The 24,552-nt window shown below is 51.0% G+C and carries 23 protein-coding genes; 4 read left to right on the forward strand and 19 right to left on the reverse strand.

Annotated elements, in window-relative coordinates; all coding sequences use genetic code 11:
• Positions 1-256 precede the first annotated feature (256 nt).
• Positions 257-2,248 (forward strand): methyl-accepting chemotaxis protein, encoded by a 1,992-nt coding sequence (locus tag AC0LWT_RS02775; protein ID WP_474679672.1) that lies wholly within the window; start codon positions 257-259, stop codon positions 2,246-2,248.
• A gap of 129 nt (positions 2,249-2,377) precedes the next feature.
• Here the strand turns inward: AC0LWT_RS02775 and motB are convergent, their stop codons facing one another.
• Positions 2,378-3,187 (reverse strand): flagellar motor protein MotB, encoded by an 810-nt coding sequence (gene motB / locus AC0LWT_RS02780; protein ID WP_474679673.1) that lies wholly within the window; start codon positions 3,185-3,187, stop codon positions 2,378-2,380.
• Positions 3,184-3,978 carry a flagellar motor stator protein MotA gene (gene motA, locus AC0LWT_RS02785; RefSeq protein ID WP_474679674.1) on the reverse strand — a complete coding sequence of 265 codons (795 nt, stop codon included), beginning with the start codon at positions 3,976-3,978 and terminating at the stop codon, positions 3,184-3,186. Before motA ends, motB begins: the two co-directional genes overlap by 4 nt.
• A gap of 319 nt (positions 3,979-4,297) precedes the next feature.
• On the opposite strand from motA, the gene AC0LWT_RS02790 reads away from it, so the two are divergent.
• On the forward strand, positions 4,298-5,155 hold the full coding sequence (locus AC0LWT_RS02790; protein ID WP_474679675.1) for an aldo/keto reductase: 858 nt from the start codon (positions 4,298-4,300) through the stop codon (positions 5,153-5,155).
• A 48-nt stretch (positions 5,156-5,203) separates the two neighbouring features.
• Here the strand turns inward: AC0LWT_RS02790 and AC0LWT_RS02795 are convergent, their stop codons facing one another.
• From AC0LWT_RS02795 to AC0LWT_RS02835, 9 genes are all read right to left on the reverse strand, one after another.
• A complete protein-coding gene (locus tag AC0LWT_RS02795) occupies positions 5,204-5,467 on the reverse strand; it encodes an HPr family phosphocarrier protein (protein WP_474679676.1) in 264 nt (87 codons plus the stop codon).
• On the reverse strand, positions 5,464-7,203 hold the full coding sequence (gene ptsP / locus AC0LWT_RS02800; protein WP_474679677.1) for a phosphoenolpyruvate--protein phosphotransferase: 1,740 nt from the start codon (positions 7,201-7,203) through the stop codon (positions 5,464-5,466). Before ptsP ends, AC0LWT_RS02795 begins: the two co-directional genes overlap by 4 nt.
• A 16-nt stretch (positions 7,204-7,219) precedes the next feature.
• Complete coding sequence (locus AC0LWT_RS02805) at positions 7,220-8,377, reverse strand: mannitol-1-phosphate 5-dehydrogenase (protein ID WP_474679678.1); 1,158 nt, start codon at positions 8,375-8,377, stop codon at positions 7,220-7,222.
• Positions 8,374-8,811 (reverse strand): PTS mannitol transporter subunit IIA, encoded by a 438-nt coding sequence (locus AC0LWT_RS02810; RefSeq protein ID WP_474679679.1) that lies wholly within the window; start codon positions 8,809-8,811, stop codon positions 8,374-8,376. Before AC0LWT_RS02810 ends, AC0LWT_RS02805 begins: the two co-directional genes overlap by 4 nt.
• Positions 8,812-8,836: 25 nt before the next feature.
• The gene (locus AC0LWT_RS02815) at positions 8,837-10,879 is read right to left on the reverse strand and encodes a BglG family transcription antiterminator (protein WP_474679680.1); all 2,043 of its coding nucleotides are present in this window, start codon (positions 10,877-10,879) and stop codon (positions 8,837-8,839) included.
• A 61-nt stretch (positions 10,880-10,940) separates the two neighbouring features.
• A complete protein-coding gene (locus AC0LWT_RS02820) occupies positions 10,941-12,383 on the reverse strand; it encodes a PTS mannitol transporter subunit IIBC (RefSeq protein ID WP_474679681.1) in 1,443 nt (480 codons plus the stop codon).
• A gap of 1,119 nt (positions 12,384-13,502) precedes the next feature.
• Positions 13,503-14,480, reverse strand: a complete 978-nt coding sequence (locus AC0LWT_RS02825; protein ID WP_474679682.1) for a 2-hydroxyacid dehydrogenase — start codon at positions 14,478-14,480, stop codon at positions 13,503-13,505.
• 37 nt (positions 14,481-14,517) lie between these two features.
• The gene (locus AC0LWT_RS02830) at positions 14,518-15,078 is read right to left on the reverse strand and encodes an SLOG family protein (RefSeq protein ID WP_474679683.1); all 561 of its coding nucleotides are present in this window, start codon (positions 15,076-15,078) and stop codon (positions 14,518-14,520) included.
• Positions 15,079-15,326: 248 nt separating this feature from the next.
• Positions 15,327-16,613: a Gfo/Idh/MocA family protein gene (locus tag AC0LWT_RS02835; RefSeq protein ID WP_474679684.1), complete on the reverse strand. Its 1,287-nt coding sequence runs from the start codon at positions 16,611-16,613 to the stop codon at positions 15,327-15,329.
• A gap of 164 nt (positions 16,614-16,777) precedes the next feature.
• On the opposite strand from AC0LWT_RS02835, the gene AC0LWT_RS02840 reads away from it, so the two are divergent.
• A complete protein-coding gene (locus tag AC0LWT_RS02840) occupies positions 16,778-17,608 on the forward strand; it encodes a helix-turn-helix domain-containing protein (protein WP_474679685.1) in 831 nt (276 codons plus the stop codon).
• A 197-nt stretch (positions 17,609-17,805) separates the two neighbouring features.
• Here AC0LWT_RS02840 and AC0LWT_RS02845 read toward each other — a convergent pair whose 3' ends face one another.
• From AC0LWT_RS02845 to AC0LWT_RS02880, 8 genes are all read right to left on the reverse strand, one after another.
• A complete protein-coding gene (locus AC0LWT_RS02845; RefSeq protein WP_474679686.1) occupies positions 17,806-18,006 on the reverse strand; it encodes a hypothetical protein in 201 nt (66 codons plus the stop codon).
• A complete protein-coding gene (gene uxaC, locus AC0LWT_RS02850) occupies positions 17,981-19,381 on the reverse strand; it encodes a glucuronate isomerase (protein WP_474679687.1) in 1,401 nt (466 codons plus the stop codon). Before uxaC ends, AC0LWT_RS02845 begins: the two co-directional genes overlap by 26 nt.
• 203 nt (positions 19,382-19,584) lie before the next feature.
• Positions 19,585-19,809, reverse strand: coding sequence for a cold-inducible protein YdjO-related protein (locus AC0LWT_RS02855; protein WP_474679688.1), 225 nt, complete (start codon positions 19,807-19,809; stop codon positions 19,585-19,587).
• A gap of 122 nt (positions 19,810-19,931) precedes the next feature.
• A complete protein-coding gene (locus AC0LWT_RS02860; protein ID WP_474679689.1) occupies positions 19,932-20,447 on the reverse strand; it encodes a DoxX family membrane protein in 516 nt (171 codons plus the stop codon).
• 122 nt (positions 20,448-20,569) lie between these two features.
• The gene (locus AC0LWT_RS02865) at positions 20,570-20,785 is read right to left on the reverse strand and encodes a hypothetical protein (RefSeq protein ID WP_474679690.1); all 216 of its coding nucleotides are present in this window, start codon (positions 20,783-20,785) and stop codon (positions 20,570-20,572) included.
• A gap of 180 nt (positions 20,786-20,965) precedes the next feature.
• Complete coding sequence (locus AC0LWT_RS02870; RefSeq protein WP_474679691.1) at positions 20,966-21,646, reverse strand: DUF4166 domain-containing protein; 681 nt, start codon at positions 21,644-21,646, stop codon at positions 20,966-20,968.
• Positions 21,643-22,569, reverse strand: coding sequence for a DoxX-like family protein (locus AC0LWT_RS02875; protein WP_474679692.1), 927 nt, complete (start codon positions 22,567-22,569; stop codon positions 21,643-21,645). Before AC0LWT_RS02875 ends, AC0LWT_RS02870 begins: the two co-directional genes overlap by 4 nt.
• Positions 22,570-22,585: 16 nt before the next feature.
• Entirely contained in the window at positions 22,586-23,473 is an 888-nt protein-coding gene (locus tag AC0LWT_RS02880; RefSeq protein WP_474679693.1) for an alpha/beta fold hydrolase, read from the reverse strand.
• Positions 23,474-23,629: 156 nt separating this feature from the next.
• On the opposite strand from AC0LWT_RS02880, the gene AC0LWT_RS02885 reads away from it, so the two are divergent.
• On the forward strand, positions 23,630-24,343 hold the full coding sequence (locus AC0LWT_RS02885) for a MerR family DNA-binding transcriptional regulator (protein WP_474679694.1): 714 nt from the start codon (positions 23,630-23,632) through the stop codon (positions 24,341-24,343).
• Positions 24,344-24,552: the final 209 nt, after the last annotated feature.

A 24,552-nucleotide genomic window follows, 5' to 3' on the forward strand; every position in this document is an offset into this window, starting at 1 on the left:
CATGTCCTCCTTTATTTTTATAAAGCGTAATTGCAGTTAGATTCGATGTCTGTTCTCTGTCCGTCGATCTAACCTTCTTACACATCGTAACAACAGATTGTAAATTAAAAACTCGCGAAACGTAAACGTAATGTAAAACTTTTATTTAACACTTCTTTAACACAGTTCGGCTTTTCGCTTAATAGATGATTATTAAAGTAGAAGCAATACATAGAAATTAGTCGAAAATTGTCAATTAAAAATGGAGGGAACGAAAATGAGGAAGTTAACGTTCAATATGACCATGCGCAGCAAATTGATCGTCAGCTTTAGCAGTATGCTTCTGATTTTTCTTACGGTCGCTTTCTTCAATCTCTATCAGGTCGGTCAAATCAAACAGCACATGAACGATCAAAACGATAAAGTACAGCTCAAAGTGATGGCGCTGGAGCTTAAAGAAATGGTGCAGGAGCTCAATATTATCGCTTCCGGTCTGGAGATTTCCAAGAAACCCGAATATATTTTAAAATACAACGCAAAGCGGCAGCCTTTTACCGATATGGTCAAAATGATCGGCGACACCGCCTCCACGCCGGAACAGCTAAAATGGCGAAGCCAGCTGATCCAGGCTTCCGTCGACTACATCAACAATTTCGATTCGGCGGCCCAAATGGTTCAGGGAAACGGCACGAATCCGGTAGATCTGCAAATCAATCTGCTGTATCTCTATAATGAATCGCAAGATTTGAAGGATAAAATTTTCGGTCTGGTCGACAATTTTTACACGACATACGCGGAATCCGCCGATAATGCGGTGAGCGAATCCACTTTGCTGCTGGATCAAACGGGTAAAGTGATGCTTATCGTAGCGTCCCTCGTGTTCGTTTTGACTTTGTTCATTGCGTTCATCATCATCCGCTCTTTCATGAATCCTATCACCCGCTTGCAAAAAGCGGTGGCCTTAATCGCCGAGGGAGACTTGAGCCATACGATCAACTCCGAGTCTCGGGATGAGCTTGGCCAATTGAGCCGCAGCTTCGACCATATGATCGTCCAAGTTCGTCAAATGCTGAGCGCCGCGAGCAAAATTGCCTCCTCCTTGACAGAGCATTCGCAATCGTCCCGTCATTTTTCGGAACTGACCGCATCGGCGAATATCGATATTTTAAAATCGATCCAAGACATTTCGGCAGGCGCTAACGAGCAAGCCTACAAAACGGAGCAAAGCTCGCAAATCATTGCCGAGCTGGACGCGGAAATCCGCGCGATCACGTCGTATACGGACGATATGAAGCGTTCCAGCGAAGAGGCTTCGGCCGGCACGCTGAACGGAACGGCGTCCGTTCGGGCGTTGAAAGCCTCCTCGGACCGATCCCAGGAGGTGCTGAGCAAAGTTGACGCAGCCATGCGGACTCTCGCGGCGAGCTCCAGACAGATCGGCGCGATCACGCAGTCGATTACGGAAATTTCGACGCAGACGAACGTGCTGTCGCTGAACGCTGCCATTGAAGCGGCCAGAGCCGGCGTTCACGGCCGTGGTTTTTCCGTTATCGCCGAAGAGGTGCGCCAGCTGTCCCAGCAAACGAACGACTCCTCCAAAACGATCAGCGGCATGATCCAGACGCTGCAGCAGCAAATCCGCGAGCTGCAAAGCAGCTTGAACGAAGCCAAGGAGCAGACGGAGGCGCAAAACAGCCGCGTGTCGGATACGCTCGACTCTTTTGTCGGCATCGAACAATCGATGAGCCATATTACGGGTCAGATCGAACAAATTCATGACAAAATCGAGCAGGTCCGCCTGAAAAACGATACGCTCGTAGAGTCCGTTCAATTCGTCGCCGCCGTAGCGCAGGAAACCGCGGCAGGGGTGGAGGAAGTTCATTCGACCTCGATTCAGCAGGACGCCTCGATCCGTCAAATCGCCGACCAAGCGGATGACATTCACACTTTGGCCGCACAGCTGTTCACGGAAATCAGCAAATTTCAAATCGGAACCGAGGACGTGGAACTGGCTCAGGAAGGGCAACCCGAATCCGAACCCGGGAATGAGGCTGGACAAGCGAAGTTCCTTGAAGAAGCGGAATCGGCCGAAGAGGAGCCTGATGCTGCAGCTCCGGCGGAACAGCAGCTTGATGAGCAGGAACAGTCCCGGACACCGAACGGGGAACTGGAACAGCAAGAGCAGCAGCAAAAACAAGAGCAACATGAAAAGCAAGAGAAGCTTGGCGAGGTGAGCGAAGCGGAGAAAAAATTGCTCGTTACCGTGTAGCTCAGGCCCGCCCGATCGCGGCGCGACGTGGCGCGACGTAGTACTACTGCTGCGCCAACGAGAGTACACCAACAAAGACGCCTCCGTTCCACTATCACAGTGGTTCGGAGGCGTCTTTGGCCTTTTCTTTTATTGCTTGACCGTATTTTCTGTCGTTTTGAGATTACGGAGAATGCTGACTTCAACTCGCCGGTTCTTCGCTTTGCCTTCCGGCGTATCATTGGATTCCACAGGATGATATTCGCCGAATCCGACGGAACGGTACATGACAGGGTTCAAATTGCCGTTATTCAGCAGCACTTTCATAAAATTGACCGCGCGCTTGGCGCTCAAATCCCAGTTCGTTTCGAACTCCGGTTTATGTATCGGCACATTATCGGTATGTCCTGCGACTTCGACCTGGTAGTCCGTGTAGCCGCTCAGCATCTCGGACATGGAGACGGCAAGCGTTCTTGCCTCAGGCTTCACAGTAGCGGAACCGGAATCGAAAAGCGCCCGGTCGCTGATCGTAATCGTCAGCTTCTCGCTGTCCAGTTTCGTCTGCAGCTGGTCGGCCAAATTGTTGTCCTTAATAAAAGCGTCCACGCTCTTCTTAAGCTTCTCCAGATCCTCTTCTTCCTTCTTGAGGCGCTCCGCCAGCTTCCCGGCCTGCTTGTCTTCGGGCTTCGTCGGCGGATTCTGGTTGTTGTTGTTATTCTGGGTAGAGTTCGCAGCGTTATCGATCGGGATCAGGTTGGACATATTCATTGGTGCTGTTCCGCCAGTAAACGCGTTGTTCAAAGCTCTCATGATCGAATCGTATTTTTTGCTGTCCACTTGGCTGGAGGCGAACAAAATAATGAACAGCGCCAAGAGCAGCGTAAGCAAATCCGCATAGGGAATGAGCCAGGTTTCGTCAATATGCTCTTCGTGTTCTTCGTGCTTTTTCTTTTTGCTCACTGTGGAGTGGCCTCCTTCGCCCCCTCTTCATACTGCGCGCGCTCCGTGTTCGTCACAAAAATCATCATTTTTTGCTTCACGGAGTTCGCAGATACGCCGGATTGAATCGACAGCAAACCTTCCACGATCATCAGCTTGATCTCGACTTCTTTTTTCGATTTACTTTTCAGCTTGTTCGCGAACGGGTGACAAACGACGTATCCGAGGAAGATACCGAACAAAGTTGCGACGAAAGCCGCGGAAATCAAGTGGCCCAACTTCTCTACCTCGCTCAGGTTGCTAAGCGCCGCGATCAAGCCTACAACTGCGCCAAGAACGCCAAGCGTAGGCGCTGCCGCACCCGCCTGTGTAAAAATGCCCGCAAATCTTTTGTGTCTCGCTTCCATCTCGGCAATATCTTCAAGCAGCACGTCGCGGACAAAATCGGGATCGTTCCCGTCGATGATCAGACGCATACCCGTTTTCATAAAAGGATCGGAAAGCTCCTCAGCTTGTTTTTCCAGGGAAAGCAAGCCTTCACGGCGCGTAATGGAAACCCAGTTGATAAACGTTTCAATAAGCTCTTTTTTCGGCATTAACGGTTGTTCGGTAAAAATAATTTTCAATAATTTCGGAAATTTTTTCATATCTTCCATTGGAAACGATATAAAAAGCGTAGCTGCCGTTCCTCCGAAAATAATTAACGCAGCGGCGGGATTCAAAAGCGCCGACAGACTGGCCCCTTTTAACACCATGCCCACTCCGACCGCAAGAAACGCAAGAACGATACCGATTAACGATGATTTCTCCATCTTTGGTGCACCTCTCCATGTTTTCTACGTTTTCTTTGTAACAACTTTCCACTATGTACTGCACGAGCCGGGCCCGATTTCCCCCTCCAGAGCAACCTCCTCCATGCATCGTCATTTGTAAAGCTTCTAAAAATTCGACAAAATATGTATATAAACTTATGATAAAAACAATCAATATAAAACACAATACTTTTTTTGTCGAATAGTGTAAGGTAACCACGAATATGGAAGAATACATTCACAAAGCCCTTATACTTCTTTTATACTTAGATCATGCAAATCCCTGCTCAATTCGATATAGACGAGAGGAGTGAGCCATTTGGAGCACAGAAATTATGGCAAATCAGACAAACAATTCCCGATTCTCAGCTTTGGCGCCCAAAGAATCGTCGACGAACACAACTGCTCGGAGGAGGATGCAATCCGAATCGTAAACCGGGCCATCGATGAGGGGATCACTTATTTTGACACGGCGCCGAGCTATTCCGACGGACAGTCCGAAGAGCGGCTCGGCAAGGCACTGCAAGGACGCAGGCATGGAGTGTGGATCACGACCAAAACCCATGACCGCACGAGAGACGGCTCGTGGAGGCTGCTGGAGGCGAGCCTGAAGCGCCTGCAGACGGACAAGGTCGAGGAATGGCGGCTGCACAACATCATGACGATGGAAGAGCTGGAGCGATGCTTTGCCAAAGGGGGCGCGCTCGAAGCGCTGATCGAAGCGAGGGAGCAGGGAATCATCCGTTCGATTAGCATCAGCGGACATACGAACCCTGCCGTGCAGGCGGAAGCGATCGAGCGGTTCCCGTTCGACAGCGCGCTGGTGCCCCTCTCCGCCGCAGATCATTTCGTGTACAGCTATGCGCACGAGTTTCTCCCGAAAGCCGCGGACAAAGGAGTCGCCGTCATCGGCATGAAGGTGATGGCGCTCGGCAAGCTGGCGCCTTGGTACGAGCAGGCGCTCCGCTACACGTTCTCGCTGCCGATCGCGACGGCGATCGTGGGCATGGAATCCATGGAGCAGCTGGAGCAAAACCTGGCGATCGCCAAAAGCTTCACGCCCATGTCCGACACGGAGAGGCTTGAGTTTTTCAAAGAGATCATCCATCTGGCTTCGCCTGACGTTCTCCGCTGGAAAGCGAGCGAATGGATGTCCGGCGAGTGGTACGCCAGATAAATTTCCCGTACAAAGTAAAAGGGGCAACCGTTGAGGCAGCCCCTTTGTTCATTCCTCGAAAATCGTGCCCAGCAGCTGCCCCAATTCCTCCAGCGCCTGCGCTTCCTGCTCGCCGTCCGTTTCCAGCGTCACCTCGTCGTTTTGCTCGATGCCCAGCGTCAGCATGCTGAGCGAGCTTTTTCCGTTCACTTTCCGGCCGTTTTTCGTCACATTGACTTTGCAGGGGAAAGCACTCGCTTTTTGCACGAATACTTTCGTCGGCCGCGCGTGAAATCCGGATGGGTTTAATACGGTATAAGTTTGAGCAATCATTGCAAGCCACTCCTTGTTTTCTCGTTTACAAAAGCTTGTATTTGCGCCTGGCTGCCCATGCTTAAAATTTGCTCCGCATAGTCCGCCCATTCATGGTAAGACGAAGCGCGGATCAGCGCTCTGGCCGGCAAAATCGAGCCCGCGCTCATGCTGAATTCATGCAGTCCAAGTCCGAGCAAAATCGGAATAGCCGTTTCGTCGCCGGCCATTTCTCCGCACATGCCGACCCATTTGCCTTCTTTTTCGGCCGCGCGGATCACCATGTTCACTAGGCGCAAAATGGCCGGATGGCAGGGTTGATACAAATAGGAGACCGTCTCGTTCATCCGATCCGCAGCCATCGTATATTGAATGAGATCGTTCGTTCCGATGCTGAAAAAATCCGCCTCTTTCGCCAAAACATCCGCGGCAAGCGCCGCCGCCGGCACTTCGATCATAATTCCAACCTCAATGCTATCGGATACCTCGACACCTTCCTGAACGAGCTTCTCCCGCTCTTCGTTCAGCAGTTTTTTCGCTGCCTGCAGCTCCTCCACGACCGCGATCATCGGAAACATGATCTTCAGCTGGCCGAAAGAGCTGGCCCGCAGCAGCGCCCTGAGCTGGGTGCGGAACAAATCCGGCCGGTCGAGGCACAGGCGCACGGCCCGCAGCCCGAGAAAAGGATTGCTCTCTGCGGGAAGCTTCATGTATGGAAGCTCCTTGTCGCCGCCAATGTCGAGCGTGCGGATGACGACAGGCTTGTTGTTCATTTTTTCAAGAACATGCTTATATACCTGGAACTGCTCCTCTTCCGTCGGAAGAGCGCTGCGTCCCATATACAAAAATTCGGTGCGGAACAGCCCGATTCCTTCGGCTCCGTTGCCCAGCACCTTTTCCAGATCCTCGACGCTTCCGATGTTGGCGGCCAGCTCGACACGATGACCGTCACTGGAAACCGACGGCTGCTCCAGCAGCTTGCGCAGCTCCTGCCTGCGGCGGTCGTAAGCCTCTTTCCGCGCCCGATACGCATCCAGCTCCCGATCGCCCGGATCGACGATGAGCGTGCCTTCCAGCGCATCCATAATGACCGTCGTTCCGGTTTCAATATCGGCGGCGGCAGCTCCCGCCCCTACGATGGCCGGCACTTCCAGCGAGCGTGCCATGATCGCGGAATGCGACGTCCGGCTGCCGATTTCGGTAACGAAGCCAAGGACGAAGTCCAGATTCAGCTGCGCGGTATCCGACGGCGTCAAATCCTCGGCAATCACGATGCACGGCTCATGAATCCCTGACACGGCCGCGTATGCTTCTCCCCGGAGATGGCTCATGATTCGGCCGGCAACGTCCCGCACGTCGGCGGCGCGCTCTCTCAAGAGCTCGTTGTCCATAGAGCTGAGCACTTCGATAAAGCTGCCCGCAACTTCATGCAGCGCGAATTCCGCGTTGTCGCCGTAGCTCTCGATTTTGTTCAAGATCGCATCGATCAAATCAGGGTCTTCCAGCAGCAGCAGATGCGCTTCGAAAATTTCCGCTTTGGCCGCGCCCATGCGCTGCTCGGCCAGCGCCCTGATCTGCTCCAGCTCCTGCGCCGCTTCTTCAACGGCTTTCTGGAAACGCGCCTTTTCTAACGCAATATCCTCGGCTTTGCCCGGGGCGGGAACGTAATGCGAGCGATGCAGGCGGTAAGCCTTCGCTATGGCGATACCGGGGGATGCCGCGATGCCCGCGATTGATTGTGCTTTTAGGTTAGCCATGGCAAACTCCCCTTTCTCAGGAATGTACGGATTGTTTCAAGGATTCGTATTGCGCCACGATCATGCCGTGAAGCGGATGATCCTCGGGTATTGAAGTATATTTCGCGACGGTTGCGGCGATGCCTAGCTCCTTCAAGTCCGCTTGAATCGCCGCGGCTTCCGGATCGGCCGCATCGTCGAACAGCAGAGCGGCCGCCATCGCCTTGGTCAAATACACCGGCGTCAACCCGCGCTCGAACGCTTGCAATGCGGGGCGAACCAGGCGGTCGTTGGCCGACAGCTTGCGGATCGGCGATCTCCCGACCCGGATAACCTCATCGGTCAAATAAGGATTAGTGAAACGCGCCAAAATTTGCTGGATGTACCGCTCGTGCTCGCTGCTGTCGAAGCCGTACTTTTGAACTAGCAGGGAGCCGGTCTCTTCCATCACCTGCAGCACCTGAGCGGCGATTTTGCCGTCCGCCATGGCATCCTGAATCGTCGCATATCCGTGAACGCAGCCGAGATATGCGGCGCAGCAGTGGCCTGTATTGACGGTGAACAATTTGCGCTCGATATAAGGCTCCAAATGCGCTGCGTAATGAACGCCGTCTATACGGCGGAAGCCTTCAAACAATTGGGATTCGTCGACTACCCATTCGTAGAACGGCTCAACCGTCACTTCCAGCGGATCTTCGTTATGCTGGAGAGGAACGATCCGGTCGACCGCGGCATCCGGAAACGCGATGCTTCGGCCCGCTTTTTCACGCGCCTCCCCGCTCAAATGGGCGTAGACGTGCTCCTTCAGCTGCGTGCTGCCGCCAATCGCATTCTCGCACGCGATTACCGCAAGCGGCGCCGCGCCGCGCTCCAGGCGCTTTTCAATACCTTTGGCGATGCCCTCCGCGATGTGCTTCAAAATGTTAACCCCAACCGCTGTCGTGACCAGATCGGCTTCAGCCACAGATTCGGCGACTTCTTCTATGTTTCTGCCGTTGATGGCGTCCACGTTATTGACGGTGAAGCGGTCCTGTGATTCGTTAGCCAGGCGGACCGTGTACGACTTTCTCTTGTGCAGAAAATCAACCACCGTCTCATTGACATCCGAAAAACGGACTTCATAGCCCGATTGTGACAAAAGCAGCCCGATAAAACCGCGGCCGATATTTCCGGCCCCAAAATGCAGCGCCCTCATGATTCCAACCCGCTCTCGAATATTTCGATCATTTCTTCCGGCGTCTTGGCCCGCATAATCCGTTCGACGTTCTCATCCTCGGAACAGATCATCGCGATGTTCGTCAATATTTCCAAATGCTCGTTGCCGGGAGCAGCGATGCCGATCACTAAAGTTGCCCGCTCGCCTTCGCCGAAATCAACGCCCTCCGGCAGCTGTACGATGGACAATCCCGTCGAGGCGATCAGCGATTTGGAATCCTGTGTGCCGTGAGGGATCGCCAAACCGTTGCCCATGTAGGTCGATAGCGTTTGTTCCCGCTCCAGCATTTTGTCGATATAGCCGCTGGAAGCGTGCCCCGCATCCACCAGCAGCTGTCCGGCCATCCGAATCGCTTCCCATTTATCGCTTGCTTTCGCGTTTAATTTGACTTTGTTCACGGATAAAATACTCATCGTACAGTTCTCCTTCTCCATCCGGTTATTTTTTATGTTCTAAGAAAACGGCTAATTCCTGCGATAAAAAATGTTTCAGTTCCCGCTTCGTTCCCTCTTTCAGAAGCTGAAGCATCTCCGGCATCAACAGATAAGAGCTGATCTCGCTCAGCACTTCCAAACTTTCTTTCGACAGCTCCCTCGGACCGAGCATCAGCAGCAATTGCCTGACTCCGGACGAAGTTCCCTGACCGACGACCAGTTCCTCGTGCAAGCGAAACAACGTTAATGAAGGTCTATATACGTGCTCGCTGCGGATATGAAACAGAGCGATGCCCGTATCGGGGATCACTTGGCTGCTCTGCTTCTCCCTGTCCAGCAGCAGCCGGACAATCGTATCCGTTTCGTCGATAACCCCTGCTTGCCGTGCATAGCCGCATACAACCTGCAGCGTTTCCTGCAAGCTCCCGGACGACCGGTCGATCACATGAACGTCGAATTGATCGATGATCCCGACGATTTCATTCAAATATTGCTGGATGCGGTGCAGCCGTTCCGGAGAACCGGCCTCATTGGTAAGATCCGGCGCGGCCGGCTCATGTTTTTGCAGTGTCACGTTTTGAATGAACGACCGGAGCCGATCCTCCTCTTCCTGCGTAAGCAGCGGGCTCAGCTTAATATATTGTTCCTCATCCAAAGGCAGGTCTACGGTCGATATAATTAAGTCGTACTCCGTTTCGGGGATGCGCGCCGCCTCAAACCAGGAAGCATGCCCGATAATTTCGATTTGCGGTAATTCTTTCGTCAGACGGACCGCAAGCATTTTGGAGGTGCCGATCCCGCTCGTGCAAACCAAAATCGCTCTTACATCGCGTTTGAACTGCTTCAGCCTCTCGGCCGAGGCTCCGAAATGCATGACCAGAAAGCCGATTTCCTCATCCGGGACGGCAATGCCGGTTATCGTTTCGTCCACGGCCAGGCGAATCGTCGCAAAAAGAGCTTCGTAATCCCGCTTGATTTGCGCCAGCAGCGGATTGCGGATAATTGCGCCTTCGCGCAGTCTGCGCAGCGCCGATTCCAGATGGCTCAGAAGGCCGTCCTTTAACGACTTATCCTCACTGAAGCCGATTTCGGTTCGGCGCTCCATACTTCGTATGAGCTTCCACACCGTCTCCATCAAGCTGAGCTCTTTGGCCGGCAGCAGATCGTCGGGATGGCCCGCTTCCCGTGGCTCCAGGAGCGTAGCAAGATAGCGGGCCTCTGAAGCGGTAAACGTGACGGGAATAAGCTCCGAGAGCCTGTTCATGACGTACTGCTGCAGCCCGTTCGGATGAACCGGATTGGGCGCGGCCGCCGCCTCGATCAGCTTGCCCTGCCGGATGCGGGCGATGCCGATCGAGACATTCATCAGCAAATCGGTATATTCGTTTTCCGACAGAGCGCTTAGGCCCTTATCTTCCGCCTGCCAGAGAGCGGACTCGACATGGATGAAACCGTCCTTGCCGATAAGCTCCAAAAGCTTCTGTGCGATAGGCGAACGAACGCTCTCCGCAGTCCCGAACAATTCCGCGTCGTCCAAATAATTGCGGGCCAGCATGCCGATCAGCCGGCGTTTGTCGATTTCAGAGCCGCTCAGCTCGACGCCGTAGCCTCTGCGTCTGACAAGCGTGAGGTTGGACTTGGCAATCCAGCCGTCCAATTCGTCCAGGTCGTGCGTAATCGTCGGAATCGTTACGCTTAAGCCGTGAGCGAGAGCGAACAGCTTCACAGGTTCATCCTCTTGCAGCAGCATGCACAAAATCAAAATTTTCCGGTCCTGCGCCGAATATTCAACCGCCGTCCCGCCATGAAGCAAGCGCCGGAACGATTCCAACTGCCCGGCCTCGGCTTGCAGCTGAATGCCTTTGCCGGATTTTTTTTGCAGCGTCAATCCATGCTCCGCCACGATCCCCTCCAGCTCGGACAGCTCCCTGTGCACGGTTCTCGTGCTGACCCGGATTTCCGCGGCGATTTCGCCTGCCGTTATGTCCCCTTGCCGATCCAGCAGCAATTCAAGAATTTGACGATGCCTGTGCGACAGGCTCCTCATGTGAATTCTCCTTATTTACAAAATGGAGATAACGCCGGCAAATGAGCCAGCGTCAGACAAATTATTTCGATAATCTTTTTACCAGCTCATCGTATTCCGGGCTTTTCATAAAATTATCGATGGAAATATGCTCGGCCTGCGGAGATCGGCTGATCGCCCGGTCCGTCAAGGATTTGTGGGTAACGACGATGTCCGCATCGCCCGGTATTTCGCTGATCGCCGTGTTGATGACAGTGACGTCGACACCGGCTTCCTTCATTTTTTTGCGCAAAATGGATGCTCCCATCGCGCTCGATCCCATGCCCGCATCGCACGAAAATACGATTTTGCGCACTTCCGACGCCGGCTTAACGGCAGATGCCGATACGGGTGCTGCTGCGCCAGGCGAAGATACCGGAGCCTGCTTCATCTGCTTCATTTTCGCGGTAGCCTGATCCAGATCGTCTTCCTGCTCGGATTGCTTGCTGGTTTTGAGCAGCAGCGCCGCAACCAGGAAAGAAACGATCGTTGCCGTGATGACCCCTGTGAAAATCGGCAGCAGCCCGCCTTTCGGCGCCATGGCGATATAGGCGAAAATGCTTCCAGGCGAAGGCGGAGCCACAAGACCGGCGGAGAACAGGGAGAACGTGAACGTTCCGGTTACGCCGCCTGCAATGGCAGCCAGGATCAGCCGCGGGTTCATCAAAATATATGGGAAATAAATTTCATGAATGCCGCCGAAAAAATGAATAATCGCTGCGCCCGGTGCGGAAAGCTTCGCCGCCCCCCGGCCGACCAGCCAATAGGCGAGCAAAATGCCAAGCCCCGGTCCCGGATTGGACTCCAGCATGAACAAAATCGACTTTCCTGTTTTGGACGCCTGCTCCAACGCGATCGGGCTAAGAACGCCGTGGTTGATCGCATTATTCAGGAACAGCACTTTTCCCGGCTCGATCAAAACGTTCGCCAGCGGCAGCAGCCCTGCATTGACGAGCACCTGCACGCCGGCGGCGAGCGCTTTGCTGACGACCTGAACGGCCGGCCCCACGACCGAGTACGCCAGTACGGCCAAAATGCCGCCGATGATGCCGGAGGAGAAATTGTTCACGAGCATTTCAAAGCCGGAACGGATTTTTCCTTCGATGGATTTGTCGAACTGCTTGAGCACCCAAGCCGCAAACGGACCGACAATCATCGCACCCAAAAACATCGGGATGTCCGTGCCGATTACGACCCCCATCGTCGTCACTGCGCCGATAACGCCGCCGCGCGTCCCGTGCACCATCGTTCCTCCCGTATACCCGATCAGCAGAGGCAGCAAATAAGTAATCGTTGGCGAAACGAGTTTGGCCAAATATTCGTTTGGAATCCAGCCTGTCGGTATAAATAATGCCGTGATTAAACCCCAGGCGATAAATGCGCCGATATTCGGCATCACCATGCCGCTCAGAAAACGGCCGAAACGCTGAACGCCCACCCGGATTCCGCCGGAAGATGCGTGTTGTTTGGCAACTGTAGCATCCACTGGGATATCCCTCCTTTAAATGATTCATATTCTTTACCGTTCTTTTTCGGCAAAGTGATTGTGATCTAATCGTAATGCAATAGCGCTTACACGTTCAATCTAATCAAAATCCCTTTTCGTCAAGAACGATGTTGACATCATTTAAACTGAGCCCGCAATAGTATGCGCTTCTTCCTCTCCCGCATATTACGATTCCTGGATCGCGCCAAAGGCTCGTATCGGCTTGGAAAGCCGAAAACCTGGACAGTCAAGGGGCCGCAGCCGCTCTTCGCCAACCTTGCGCCTCTACTGCATGGGTTGCGATTGCTGAAGTGGGCCACGTTACTCCTGCAACCGTTTGCGGTGCCGGAGTTTACTGCATCGGTTGCGGCGCTGAAGTGGGCCTTGCTTCTCTTGCTCAGCTTTGGCGCTGAAGTGGGCCTAACTTCTCTTGCATGGGTTGTGGCGTTGAAGTGAACCTCGCTTCTCTTGCTCAGCTTTTGGCACTGAAGTCGGCCTCGCTTCTCGCGCATCGGTTGCGTCGCTGAAGTGGGAGGGGACAAGGCGGCTTGACAGGGAAAAACCTGCGAAAGTGCAGGCTTTTTCAGTAGAAATGGTTCATTTTCGTGAAAAGCCTGCAATTGTGCAGGAATTTTTGATGAAAATGAATCCACACCCATGTTCACGGCGAAAAGCCTGCACAATTGCAGGAATTTGTCGTGGCCAGCGAATCCATCGAACAAAAACTGTACTTTTGCAGGCTTTTTCGCGCGACCGGGGTAAATGGTGCAACCGGGTAGTTTGTACGACCGACTCTGGCGTGTGGGTTTCTGGGCAACCTAGATAGTGGGAGACTTTTTTAGCGGTAACGGTTCATTTGGAAGAAAAGCTTGCAATTGCGTGGAGATTGTACAGAAATTTTCGGCAAAAATGTGACCACGTTCATATATTCGCTGAAATTGCTGCACAATTGGCGGAATGCCTCACTGCAGGCATCTCAACGAGCAATAAGAGGTACTACCCTGAAAGCTAGCGGCAGCAAAAAACCAGCCTTCTTCCCCGTCGTATGGAGGAAAAAGACTGGTTTTCCGGCTGCGCCTTGGCCTACATTTATTTCACCAGCTCCGGCAGCAGCTCCGCCTACATATATTTCACCAGCTCCGGCACCAAATTGGGAGGAACTTGCCCCTGCAAAGCTGCGACCAGATTTCGGGCGGCCAGCTGCGCCATGTCGAATCTTGTTTTGGTCGTGGCCGAACCGATGTGCGGCAAGGTGATCACATTCGGCAGCTTCAACAGCGGATGATCGGCATCGACCGGCTCGCGTTCAAAAACATCCAGCCCCGCGGCACGGATGCGTCCTTGCTGAAGCGCTTCAAGCAGCGCTTCTTCGTCCACGGTTTGCCCCCGGGAAGCGTTGATGAATATCGCGGTCTCCTTCATCCAGCCGAACTGCTCCTTGCCGATCATGCGGACGGTCGAATCGGTCAGCGGAGTCAGCATGACGATAAAATCCGCTGTTCTCAGCAGCTCTTCCAGGGGCGCATAGCGTACCCCGAGGCGCTCTTCGGCTTCTTTTTTCCGGCTGCGATTGTAGTAGGAGACATCCATGTCAAAACCGAATTTGGCGCGTTTGGCTACGGCCTCGCCGATTCTGCCCATCCCGATAATTCCGAGCGAAGCGTGGTGCACGTCAATGCCGAACAAGCTTTCGTTGTCGCCGCGCTTCCAGTTCCCCCGCTTCACATACTGATCCAGCTCCGCAATTCTTCGCGCCGCCCCGAGCATGAGAGCCAGTACGAGATCCGCAACCGTATCGTCCAAAACGTGCGGCGTATGCGTTCCCATCACGTTCCGCTCCTTCATCGCAGCCAAATCGAAATGATTGTAGCCGACGCTGGAGCTGCTTACCACCCGCAGGCGCGGCGCCCGATCCAAAAGCTCGCGGTCAATACGGTTCCCCGACGTCAGCAAGCCGTCCGCTTGCGCAAGCTCTTCCAGCAGCCGCTGCCGCGGAATCGCTTCCGGCTGATCCCATATTTTATAATCGCAGTGTTCGGCGATGTACGTTTCCACTTCTTCGGGAATCGATCTTGCGATAAACACATACGGCTTCATAAACACCACTCCATTTTCGCAAAAATTGGTCAACCTCTCACTCGGCATATTCGCGCTCCTGCTGCTCCTCATCGGCAATACTCTGCAAATCCAAAGCTGTGATGCTGATGAGCGGATACGATTGATTCTCGGCGATTCGCAGCGCTTGCTGCTTCATATATTTGGGGGAACCTTCCGTATCTTCATCGTAAACAAGAAGCAGGCCGTCGGAATTCCGCAGCAAAAACTTGTCCCGCTCTTTAAACTGCCATGGTCCTTCATATTTGCTCTTGGTGACGCTGTTAACGTAGTCCGCACGACTTATAACGCGGCTGTATACGCTTTTCTTCTCATCGCTCCAATTTTCTTCCTGCTCGAGGAACGGCGTAATCACCGCCAGCTGCAAATTCGGGCAGCTCGCTTTCAATTCGATAACCGCTTCTGCAGCCCAAAGCTCTACACCCCAGCCGCCGCTGACAATTACCCATTCCAGCCCTTCGTCGACGAGCCCCAGGATCCGTTTTGCAATCGCTTTCTTAATAATTGCAATGCCCGGGTGTTTCAAGGAAAATATCCCCAATTCGGATGCCCTGTATCCGGTAATAAGCACCCTCTTCATCCGGCACACACCCCTTGTACGTTCTCTGTATCAGGTTAGCACAGATAAGGCCTGCCGCCAATACCGAACAAAACGGTGCCGCCCCAAAAGTCAATTGGTACTTTTTATGTCCCGCTCTGCCTTGAAGTTTCACCAAAAGAAAGAACCTCATTCTCCACTTGGTAGTGGAACTTGAGGTCCTTTTGCTCGATTTTCAGGCTGTTCCCGTACTTTGCGAACACTTCTCGGACAGCTGTGCTTGCTATACGTTATTCAAATTTCACAAGCTGGTCGACAGCAACCGGTTGCCCTGTCCGCAGCGAGATGTTGCCGGCGATGCCGGTCAATATGGACATCGCACCATCGACGTGCGAAGCCGCACGGTTAAAGCGGTCGTCGGACGGCTTGTCGAAAATGTCGCGCAGCAAAATCGGGTCCCCGCCGCCATGGCCGCCTACGCCTTGTTCGATTTCAACTTCGTATGGCGCATCGAACATCGGGAATACCTTGATGTATTTTTCCTTAAGCGCTCCTTCATCTTCTTTGCGTCCGCCGGAGTTGACATACGATTGCTCCACGACCCGCATTTCGATTCTACCCTTGCTGCCGTTGAAATGAACGTTGAATCCCTCCCAAGGCAAGTAAGCGTTCAGCGAGTACGTCAAAATAGCTTTATTTTTGTAACGGACCATGACCCCCATCGTATCCTCGATGTTGATGCCGTCGCCGAATACGCTTTGGTCGCGCTGGTAGCCGTCTTCATGCTCCGCGTTCAGATACAAGCCCTTCAAATGCTCATTCTTGTCCAAATGAAGCGCAAATGGATCGTCCTTCGCAATTTCATTGCCTGTTGCGCGTTGATAGAATTGCGTAACGCCGCGTTTTTCCGCGTTTTCTTTGCCGTAGAACATCAACCCGCCCATGGCAAATACGGTTTGCGGGCTCGTACCCAGCCAAAAATTGACGAGGTCGAAATGATGCGTCGATTTATGCACGAGCAGCCCGCCGCTGTTGCGTTTGTCGCGGTGCCATCTGCGGAAATAGTCGGCGCCATGGCGGGTGTTGAGCAGCCACTCGAAATGAACTGAATGAACATCGCCGATGACGCCGTCCATAATCAGCTCGCGGATTTTGGTATTATGAGGCGCATAGCGGTAATTGAACGTAACGCGAAGCTGGCGGCCCGTCCTTTTGATCGCGTCCAAAATTTCCTGACACTTCTCTTCATCGACCGTCATCGGCTTCTCGGAAATAACATCGCAGCCCAGCTCCATCGCTTTAATAATGTACGTATGGTGCGTCCGGTCCACAGAAGTGACGATGACAAAATCCGGCTTCTGCTCGCGAATCATATTCTCGAATTGATCCGCTTTATATGTCGGTACGGCGTTGTACCCGTATTTTTCGGTTAACAATTTGTTGGTGAAATCCATTCTCGTTTGATTGATATCGCAAATAGCGACAAGCTCGGACGTTTCCTGAAAATCTTTAACGATAGCCCCGTAGAAAAACTCGGCGCGTCCCCCTGTTCCAACCAACACATAGCGCTTCTTCATGTCTTAAGCTTACCCCTTTCGGTTTCGTATGACTCAAGAGTAATACAATATTTGCTCTGTTTCTAATCCGATCTTATCCAAACACTGATTTTCTTTGCATATTTTGCTATACTATTTGTATCCGGGAACATGATTAGCGGCAACCCTTCGAGAGGTGACTTCCCTTGTACGGTTTTGAGATCGAACGACTGCGCAGAGACAAGCGGTTCTCCATGCCGGTGAACCATTTTCACGACAATTACGAAATCTACTACTTGCTGTCAGGCAAAAGATATTACTTCATACGCGACCGCTCTTACTTGATCGAAGAGGGCCATCTCGTCTTTATCGACAAAAATGTGCTGCACAAAACCCACGACGTCGACGCGGCCCATCATGAGCGGATTTTGCTCAACTTCGGCGATCCGTGGATCGACGCCGCCTCCGCCAATCAGGCTGCGGCCGTCGAGCTGCTGCTGGCGCCGTTTCGCGGCAAACAGCCGGTCATCCCCCTGCACGGCGCAAACCGTACTTTTGCGGAAACGGTGCTGTTCAGCCTGCTGAAGGAGCAGCAGCAAATGCTGCCGGGTTGGGAGCTTAACGGCAATGCGCTGCTGACGCAGCTGCTCGTTTTTTGCTCCAGGCTGGCGAGCGAAGCCGTGGCGGCGGCCGAACCGTCCCATGCGCCCAACGACAAAATCATCGAAATCATCGGCTACATCAACCAAAATTTCAAAACAAAGCTGTCCCTGTCGCTCATTTCGGAAACGTTTTTCATCAGCCCGAGCTACTTCTGCCGCACTTTTAAAGAGACGAGCGGCTTCTCGTTCATCGAATACTTGAACAATATCCGGGTACGCGAAGCGCAGCGGCTGCTGCGGGAAACCAAGCTCAAGGTGATCGATATCGCCGAGCAATCGGGGTTCGAGAGCATCGCGCATTTCGGCCGCGTCTTTAAGCAAGTCACCCAGCAGACGCCGCTGGAATGCCGCAAACTGATGCGCACGGCAAAATGAGAGGCGACGCAACAGCCTGCCGCCATGCGTGCGGCTTTCCCCAGCCGTACCGGGCGCCGCGGGACTATCCAAACCCGCCAACCAGCCTTTTCACGGTTGGCAAGGAAAAACCTGCGAAAGTGCAGGTTTTTCAGCCGGAAGCGGCTCATTTTAGCAAAAAGCCTGCAATTGTGCAGGAATTTTCCGCGAAAATGAGTCTAAACCCATATGCGCGGCGAAAAGCCTGCACAATTGCAGGAATTTGTCGCAGCCAGCGTATCTTCCGGGCAAAAACTGTACTTTTGCAGGTTTTCTTCACGCACCCGGGCAGCCGCCCCCAAACCAAAAAAAAGACCCGGATTCGCAGCACTGCGCGCCCAGGTCTTTCGCTTTTTAAAATCCAAAATATTGCTTGGCATTGTTGTAGGAAATATCCTGCACCAGCTGTTTCAACTGCTCCGCATCGTTCGGGAACTCGCCGTCTTCCACCCATTCCCCGATCATATTGCACAAAATTCTCCGGAAATACTCGTGTCTCGTATACGATAAGAAGCTTCTGGAATCCGTCAGCATGCCAACGAAACGGCCGAGGAGCCCGTGATTCGCCAGCGTTTTCATCTGAAGCAGCATGCCGTCCTTCGTATCGTTGAACCACCAGGCCGAGCCCAGCTGGATTTTGCCGGCGATGCCGCCGCCCTGGAAGCTGCCCATGAGCGAAGCCAGAATGTCGTTATCCTTTTGATTCAGGGAATACAAAATCGTTCTCGGCAGCGTCTCGTTCAGCGCCAGCTCGGACAGCAGGCCGGTCAATGCACCGGCCACAGGGCTATCGTTGATCGAATCGTAGCCGGTATCCGGACCGAGCACCTTGAACATATGCCCGTTGTTGTTTCTCGACGCATTGATGTGATACTGCATCGCCCAATCCAATTTATGATAAATACCGCCCAGGAAAACAAGGGTATACGTTTTGAATTGTTTTTCCTCATGCAGGCTGACAGGAAGCCCTTTCATCGCATTCTGGAAAATAACCGCAGCTTCCTCCCGCGTAACCGGCGCGTATGGCACGTAATCGAGTGCGTGGTCGGACACTTTGCAGCCTACCGAATCAAAGAAACGGGCTCTGTTCTCAAGCGCCGCGAGGAAATCGTCATAGCTGCCGATCGCAATGCCGGACGCCTGCTCCAATTGGCGGACCCAAGGGACGAAGGTCGGTCTGTTGATTTCGAATCCTTTGTCGGGACGGAAAGAAGGCAGCACCTGCGTTTCGAAATCTTGAATCTCTTTGATTTTAATGTGGTATTCCAAAGAATCGACGGGATCGTCAGTCGTGCAAATAACCGTCACTTTGGACTTGGTGATCAAATCTCTCGCTCTAAGCTTGCCTTCCTGCAGCTTGGCGTTTGCTTTCTCCCAAATAGCGGGGGCATTTTGCGCGTTAAGAATTTCATGCACATCAAAATAACGCCGCAGCTCCATATGCGACCAGTGGTACAGCGGATTGCCGATCGCCATCGGCACCGTCGAAGCCCAGGCCAAGAAACGGTCGTAGTCGCTGGCTCCGCCTGTAATTTTCGCTTCCTCTACGCCGGCTGCCCGCATGAGCCGCCATTTGTAGTGATCCCCGTATAACCATGCTTCCGTAATATTATTGAACTGCTTGTTTTCATAGATTTCTTTCGGACTGAGATGACAGTGGTAGTCGATGATCGGCAAATCCTTGGCGAAATCGTGAAACAGACGTACTGACGTTTCCGTGTTAAGCAAGAAATTGTCATCCAAAAATGTTTTCATGAATCTGGCTTCCACCTTTCTGAACCTGACTGCTACGCTATTTATTGTATCGGACTCATGCCCAAAAATCTTGTTCTTTTTTGCTCATCGCTTTTGAGAATATGCATATTTTGACTTGTGCGCCTGCCGCCGGCAACAAAAATAAGCTTCGCCGCGACGACCGTATGGCAGTCCGGCAAAGCTTATTTCGGCTGGGTTATGTATTAGAAACGCCTTTTCCCCATAATAAATTTCTTGTTTGCCTTCTTGGTCGTCACAGGCACGTGTTTGTAGCTGCGCACCATCTGCGTTTTGCATAACGGGCAAGCCGGAAGCTCTTCCGTCACGAACTCTTTGCGCACCCATGCTTTGCAGTCCGCTTGCTTGCATTTCCAAATTTCGATCTGCTCGAGGTCTTGCGTCTGTTGCTCTGTTGTTGAAGTTGCCATTTCTCTCTTAATCTCCCTGTTTCATTATCTAGACTACTTATTATTATACAGATTAAGAGGAATATCAAGTCTTGTTAAAAGATTGTTAAATTGCGGCTAGCTTCCGCACCCTCTAGAGGCCGTCAATTTCCCATTATTTTCGCGAACCGCTGCTTAAATAAACGGTTCAAATGAGGAAGCGTCACGTAATCGACACCGATTTTCCCGGCGTTGGCGCCAGCCGACAAGATAATAAAGCTAACCAGTATCATCCACGGGTTTAAGCTGACGACGCCGGCAAATATGTACATGAAGTTCATCAATAGACCGAAAAAGGCCGCTGCTGCAGTCAAACAACCGAGGATTAATCCCGCCCCGACCAGAAATTCTCCCCAAGGAACGATGATGTTGAACAGTTTGATATTTGGCAGGGCAAAATCTTTTAGGAACGACACATAATTGGGGTAAATCATCCCCTTTGTTGCGGAATCGACTATCGGCTTTGCTATAGCACCCTGTATAAACCCGCTGGCGTCAAACGCCTGATCGGCGGTGAGCTTGCCCCAACCTGCCGCCAACCACTTCCACCCGACATACACTCGAACAAACATCAGCAATACGGCCGCATACTTGTTCTCTCTTACCCATTTCATCATCATTCATTCCACCTTTATTTTTTTTGGAGTCGAATTGATCTGCCTCCTATCATAGGTAACGACACAAAACCGACATCGGTTTGATCGGATTTCCGAATGAGGACATGGGTAATTGCAAAATGCTGCTAAAAGATCGGAATTCTCGCTTTATTGCCGTCGCTTGAATACAAAATCGCCTCGGAATTGAACAAATCGATTCTTTCCAGCGAGTTAATAAAGTTCATCATCGTAAGCTTGTTATTACGCAGCGCGTGGATGAGCGCAGGAATGAGTTTTTGGTCTGTTCCTATGAAGTACACTGAGATAGCTTTCATGTTAAACAAGATATTCATCTTTGCCAAAAAAATCATCTCCCAACTGCATAGTCACTTGTGTCAAGTGCTTCATTTTCAAAGAATAGCACGATTTTCATAGAGAGTCCGTCGATTGCCGTTGTCGTTTTCGCACTAGTTTTGAAGAATTGTTCCCTTCATATGAAAAACTGCTCCCGAGTTCATGTAGCTCGGGAGCAGTTGCTAAAGTTACTCTCGTCTCTCCTCCCGCACTGGCTTGACGTGCTGAGGAATACCACGATTAGTTATGGGGACGTACTCAACATCAAAAGATCCGCGGTATCCGAAAAGCGGTCCAAAAAATTTGTTGTTCACCTGCACATCAATTCGGAACTTCCCGGTCTCATCATCGTACCACTCGCAGACATCCGCATAACCGGAAAAGGTCATAGGAAACCGAAAGCCTAGAATACCTTCATAAAAAATTTGCTTCCCCGACCGTAACCCCATACCGCCATTCTCCGCAACAAACATATCAATCTCCACAGCCAAATGCTGGTGAGTGCCCAGATAATCTACAATTTTACGCCGTTTCTCACTGTAAATCATTGTGGCATCAAAACGTCTGATCCGATTCGGAAAATGGTACGTTCGAATCCAAGAAACAGTCTCTCGCCCAAAGGTATCCTTGTATGCATAGTTCTCGATTGAGAAGGGAATTTGCTTCCCGCCCTGCGGAAAAAGGATATTTCGCCACGCACCAAGAGCCAGAAACGGCAGTGTAAACCATTTGCCATACCAAACATGTTCCATTATCCCTTTGCCGATAGACGCTATTTGATTCTCGCTTCCGAAGCCGAATCGCTTTTGGATCTGAGGGTGGAGCTTGGCGAAGTCATCACCGAGGACTTTTTCGTAGATCGATGTCATGCTTGTCTGTCCCCTTCACGTGAACTTCGAAGACACCTTCCAGTATTTGGAATACCTGTTGCATTTAGAAAACTGATTATAGATAAAGCTATCATTGCCACATTCAGAGAAATTGGATTGAAAGGCGCTGCATAGGTCGCCGGATGCGCTGCCGCACTTAATCCCAGAAGAATCAAGACTAATATATTGGCCTTATGCAACCCCCTTCGCTTCTTTCCACTCAAAATAAGGAACAAGAGACCGAATCCGATTTCTCCTAATCCCATCAGCGTCAAGAAAAGTCTTCCATAATCAGCATTACCTATGGTGCTCCGCAAGATATCCATTTCCCCCGAATCCGGTACCAACAGTTTTGGCACAAGTCCTTGATACACCCAGATGATAAACAAGCTTACGGTCAAAATAACCTCCGTAATTGAACGCCTGATCAATACTAACGGGGGAGTCCCCTGCTCCAGCCATAGCCGCAAACAGTCAAAACTCCATGCCGTCGCCCAACCCATTACCGGTCGGAATAAGAGTCGATCGATCCATGTACCGAATGCGCCAAAACGAGTCCTGTAATCATATCTGGTTAAGAAGCGAATACCATCGGCTGTAGGCACATAACGCCAAAATCCGGCTCCTTCAATTATTAGCGAAACCGGATTCGATGAGCTGAATTTCAAGCTGGAGGTCATAATGCCGTCTTTCTCTTTGTTGCCTACCGATTCGCCTTCTCCCGCAATACTAATTCCAAAGCCGATATTGGTTTTATATAAAAAGCGCTGAGGCTCTTCTTCATAGGATTTTGGAATATATGTAATCTCTGAGAACCTTAAATCCCATTGTTGATGCAAATCTGGAGTCTGGGTATATGTCCACAGTGTTTCCATCGGTACTTTCATAAGAATTTCTACGTAAATGGGTTTTCTTTTGGTCATGACTCCCTCCTGTTCTCTAATTTTTTCGATCTCCTAATATGAAGTGTTGCATAAACCATGGCTTAATGAGTGGTAAAACAGTATCCGGCTGCATGGCCTTTGTATGGTCCATATCAATTCCTTCAAGAACTTCTACATCCCAACCCAGATCGGTCAGTTCTTTCATATTCTTCTTCAACAAGCCCACGATGTCAACAGTAACATTTCCAAAATTCTCACCGTAAACGATCGTATCTTTCTCTCCTGCAAAAGCCAATTTCGGAAAATCCAGCTTGTGTTGAATGCTGCGATCATCAAAAGCGGCAAGGCACTGATACAGTGTAACAAATTGCTTCGTTATATGGGGATCTATTGTGACCGTCATGTTTTCCCAATCGGTTTCATTCGGATTCTCTGATCCTTCAGGCTGTGTAACTGCTGCACCTTGATTACTCAAAGCTTGTGTGTGTGTTTTGGCAGTCACAACCATCATTTCTTGATAAGGCCCTTCATAAGGCGGAAAACCGCCCATGACCAAGCTTTCCAGCCGATTTGACCTTATGGCCAACTGCAATCCCGCCAATGCAAGCCAAGAATAACCGTAGTAGCTAAAATACTCAACATTCATTTCATCGGCTATTTGGAGAAAATCATTTACAATATGTTCCGGTGTGAGATTTTCCGGGTTCGGATGTTCAAATAGATATCCTTCATAATCGAAATATAAAACCTGAAACTCGTCAGCAAGTCCCTCGACAAAATGTTTCCCTAATTCAGGGTCTACTCCCCACAGCTTTAAGTTTTCCGCTTCCTGATTGTAAACAGATTTTTTAGCAATGGGCAGCATGATGATTGGACGGTCAGGAATTCCCGTTAAACCCGCTTCTATTTCGGAATGATTGTTTAACCGTATCATTTTTTTCAATGTACTCACTCCTTCAATGTTTATATAACAATCATATAACATTCATGCAATCTTTCGGTTTAGCGCTTCGTCTGCCTTGATTTCCCCTCTAAAATTCGATTCAATATTACTGAAGCACTTGAAGGTTTTACTTTAATATTTGGAGCGATATCGATAATGAACACGATTTATACACCTAAACAAATTGCCAAGAAACTGAATGTGAGTACGACTACTTTACGGAGATATGAAGATCAAGACTTGATTCCGGATGTGCCGAGGACGGTCAGCAACCGCAGATGCTATACATCCGTCCATGTACAAGCTTTTGTTACAATTCGGGCGTTGCTGCGAGGATTTGAGATTCCGGTTGCGTATGATGTGATGAGAAGGATGAAGAACCGGGATATCGAATATGCGCTTTGGCTTATCAATCAGCAGCAGCATAATATTCAAGCGGAAAAACTTAGGGTAGAGGAAGTTTTGCGCATGCTTCGAAATGCCGATTTTTCGAAATTCAGTCATTTGAATGTAACGGATTCAATGACAATTGGAGAAGTTGCCCAAATCGCCGGTGTCAGACCATCAGCCATTCGGCATTGGGAACAAGAGGGGTTAATTATTTCGGAGAGAAATAAACATAACGGGTACAGAGTCTTTACTCTTACGGAACTAAGAAAAATTATTCTCATTAGCAGTTTAAGGAAAACCGTATATTTTATTGATAATATGAAACAGCTTTTGAACGACTTGGAAATACAGCACTATGAACAAGTGGAACGGTCCTTCCAGCTTGCCCTGCAAAAATTGAACAGTCAATTAATGAAGCAGTTTTTGGCGATAGCTGAGCTTATGAAATATGTGGACTTCTATAAAAAGGATACCGAATAGCGTAAACCGACTCTTACTCCTACTTCTTTTTACGCCTACGAAACGGCTCTAGCCGCCTTATTCGTATGGTGCAGCAAGTGAAGATTGTATTTTGAAGCCGGACATGTTAAACTTTAGACAAAGAATAAACTACGCGAAGGAAGCACCTCGCTAAGCCCTTACTAAAGGGTTAAGCGAGGTGCTTTTTTTCGTAAAAAGGAGAGAACACT

Source organism: Paenibacillus sp. sgz302164 (assembly GCF_056120505.1).

Bases quoted from the DNA above. Each gene is read 5' to 3' on its own strand.
- AC0LWT_RS02775 (WP_474679672.1), top strand. From the start codon at position 257: ATGAGGAAGTTAACGTTCAATATGACCATGCGCAGCAAATTGATCGTC.
- motA (WP_474679674.1), bottom strand. From the start codon at position 3,978: ATGGAGAAATCATCGTTAATCGGTATCGTTCTTGCGTTTCTTGCGGTC.
- AC0LWT_RS02795 (WP_474679676.1), bottom strand. From the start codon at position 5,467: ATGATTGCTCAAACTTATACCGTATTAAACCCATCCGGATTTCACGCG.
- ptsP (WP_474679677.1), bottom strand. From the start codon at position 7,203: ATGGCTAACCTAAAAGCACAATCAATCGCGGGCATCGCGGCATCCCCC.
- AC0LWT_RS02805 (WP_474679678.1), bottom strand. From the start codon at position 8,377: ATGAGGGCGCTGCATTTTGGGGCCGGAAATATCGGCCGCGGTTTTATC.
- AC0LWT_RS02810 (WP_474679679.1), bottom strand. From the start codon at position 8,811: ATGAGTATTTTATCCGTGAACAAAGTCAAATTAAACGCGAAAGCAAGC.
- AC0LWT_RS02815 (WP_474679680.1), bottom strand. From the start codon at position 10,879: ATGAGGAGCCTGTCGCACAGGCATCGTCAAATTCTTGAATTGCTGCTG.
- AC0LWT_RS02825 (WP_474679682.1), bottom strand. From the start codon at position 14,480: ATGAAGCCGTATGTGTTTATCGCAAGATCGATTCCCGAAGAAGTGGAA.
- AC0LWT_RS02830 (WP_474679683.1), bottom strand. From the start codon at position 15,078: ATGAAGAGGGTGCTTATTACCGGATACAGGGCATCCGAATTGGGGATA.
- AC0LWT_RS02835 (WP_474679684.1), bottom strand. From the start codon at position 16,613: ATGAAGAAGCGCTATGTGTTGGTTGGAACAGGGGGACGCGCCGAGTTT.
- AC0LWT_RS02845 (WP_474679686.1), bottom strand. From the start codon at position 18,006: ATGCCAAGCAATATTTTGGATTTTAAAAAGCGAAAGACCTGGGCGCGC.
- uxaC (WP_474679687.1), bottom strand. From the start codon at position 19,381: ATGAAAACATTTTTGGATGACAATTTCTTGCTTAACACGGAAACGTCA.
- AC0LWT_RS02855 (WP_474679688.1), bottom strand. From the start codon at position 19,809: ATGGCAACTTCAACAACAGAGCAACAGACGCAAGACCTCGAGCAGATC.
- AC0LWT_RS02860 (WP_474679689.1), bottom strand. From the start codon at position 20,447: ATGATGATGAAATGGGTAAGAGAGAACAAGTATGCGGCCGTATTGCTG.
- AC0LWT_RS02870 (WP_474679691.1), bottom strand. From the start codon at position 21,646: ATGACATCGATCTACGAAAAAGTCCTCGGTGATGACTTCGCCAAGCTC.
- AC0LWT_RS02875 (WP_474679692.1), bottom strand. From the start codon at position 22,569: ATGACCAAAAGAAAACCCATTTACGTAGAAATTCTTATGAAAGTACCG.
- AC0LWT_RS02885 (WP_474679694.1), top strand. From the start codon at position 23,630: ATGAACACGATTTATACACCTAAACAAATTGCCAAGAAACTGAATGTG.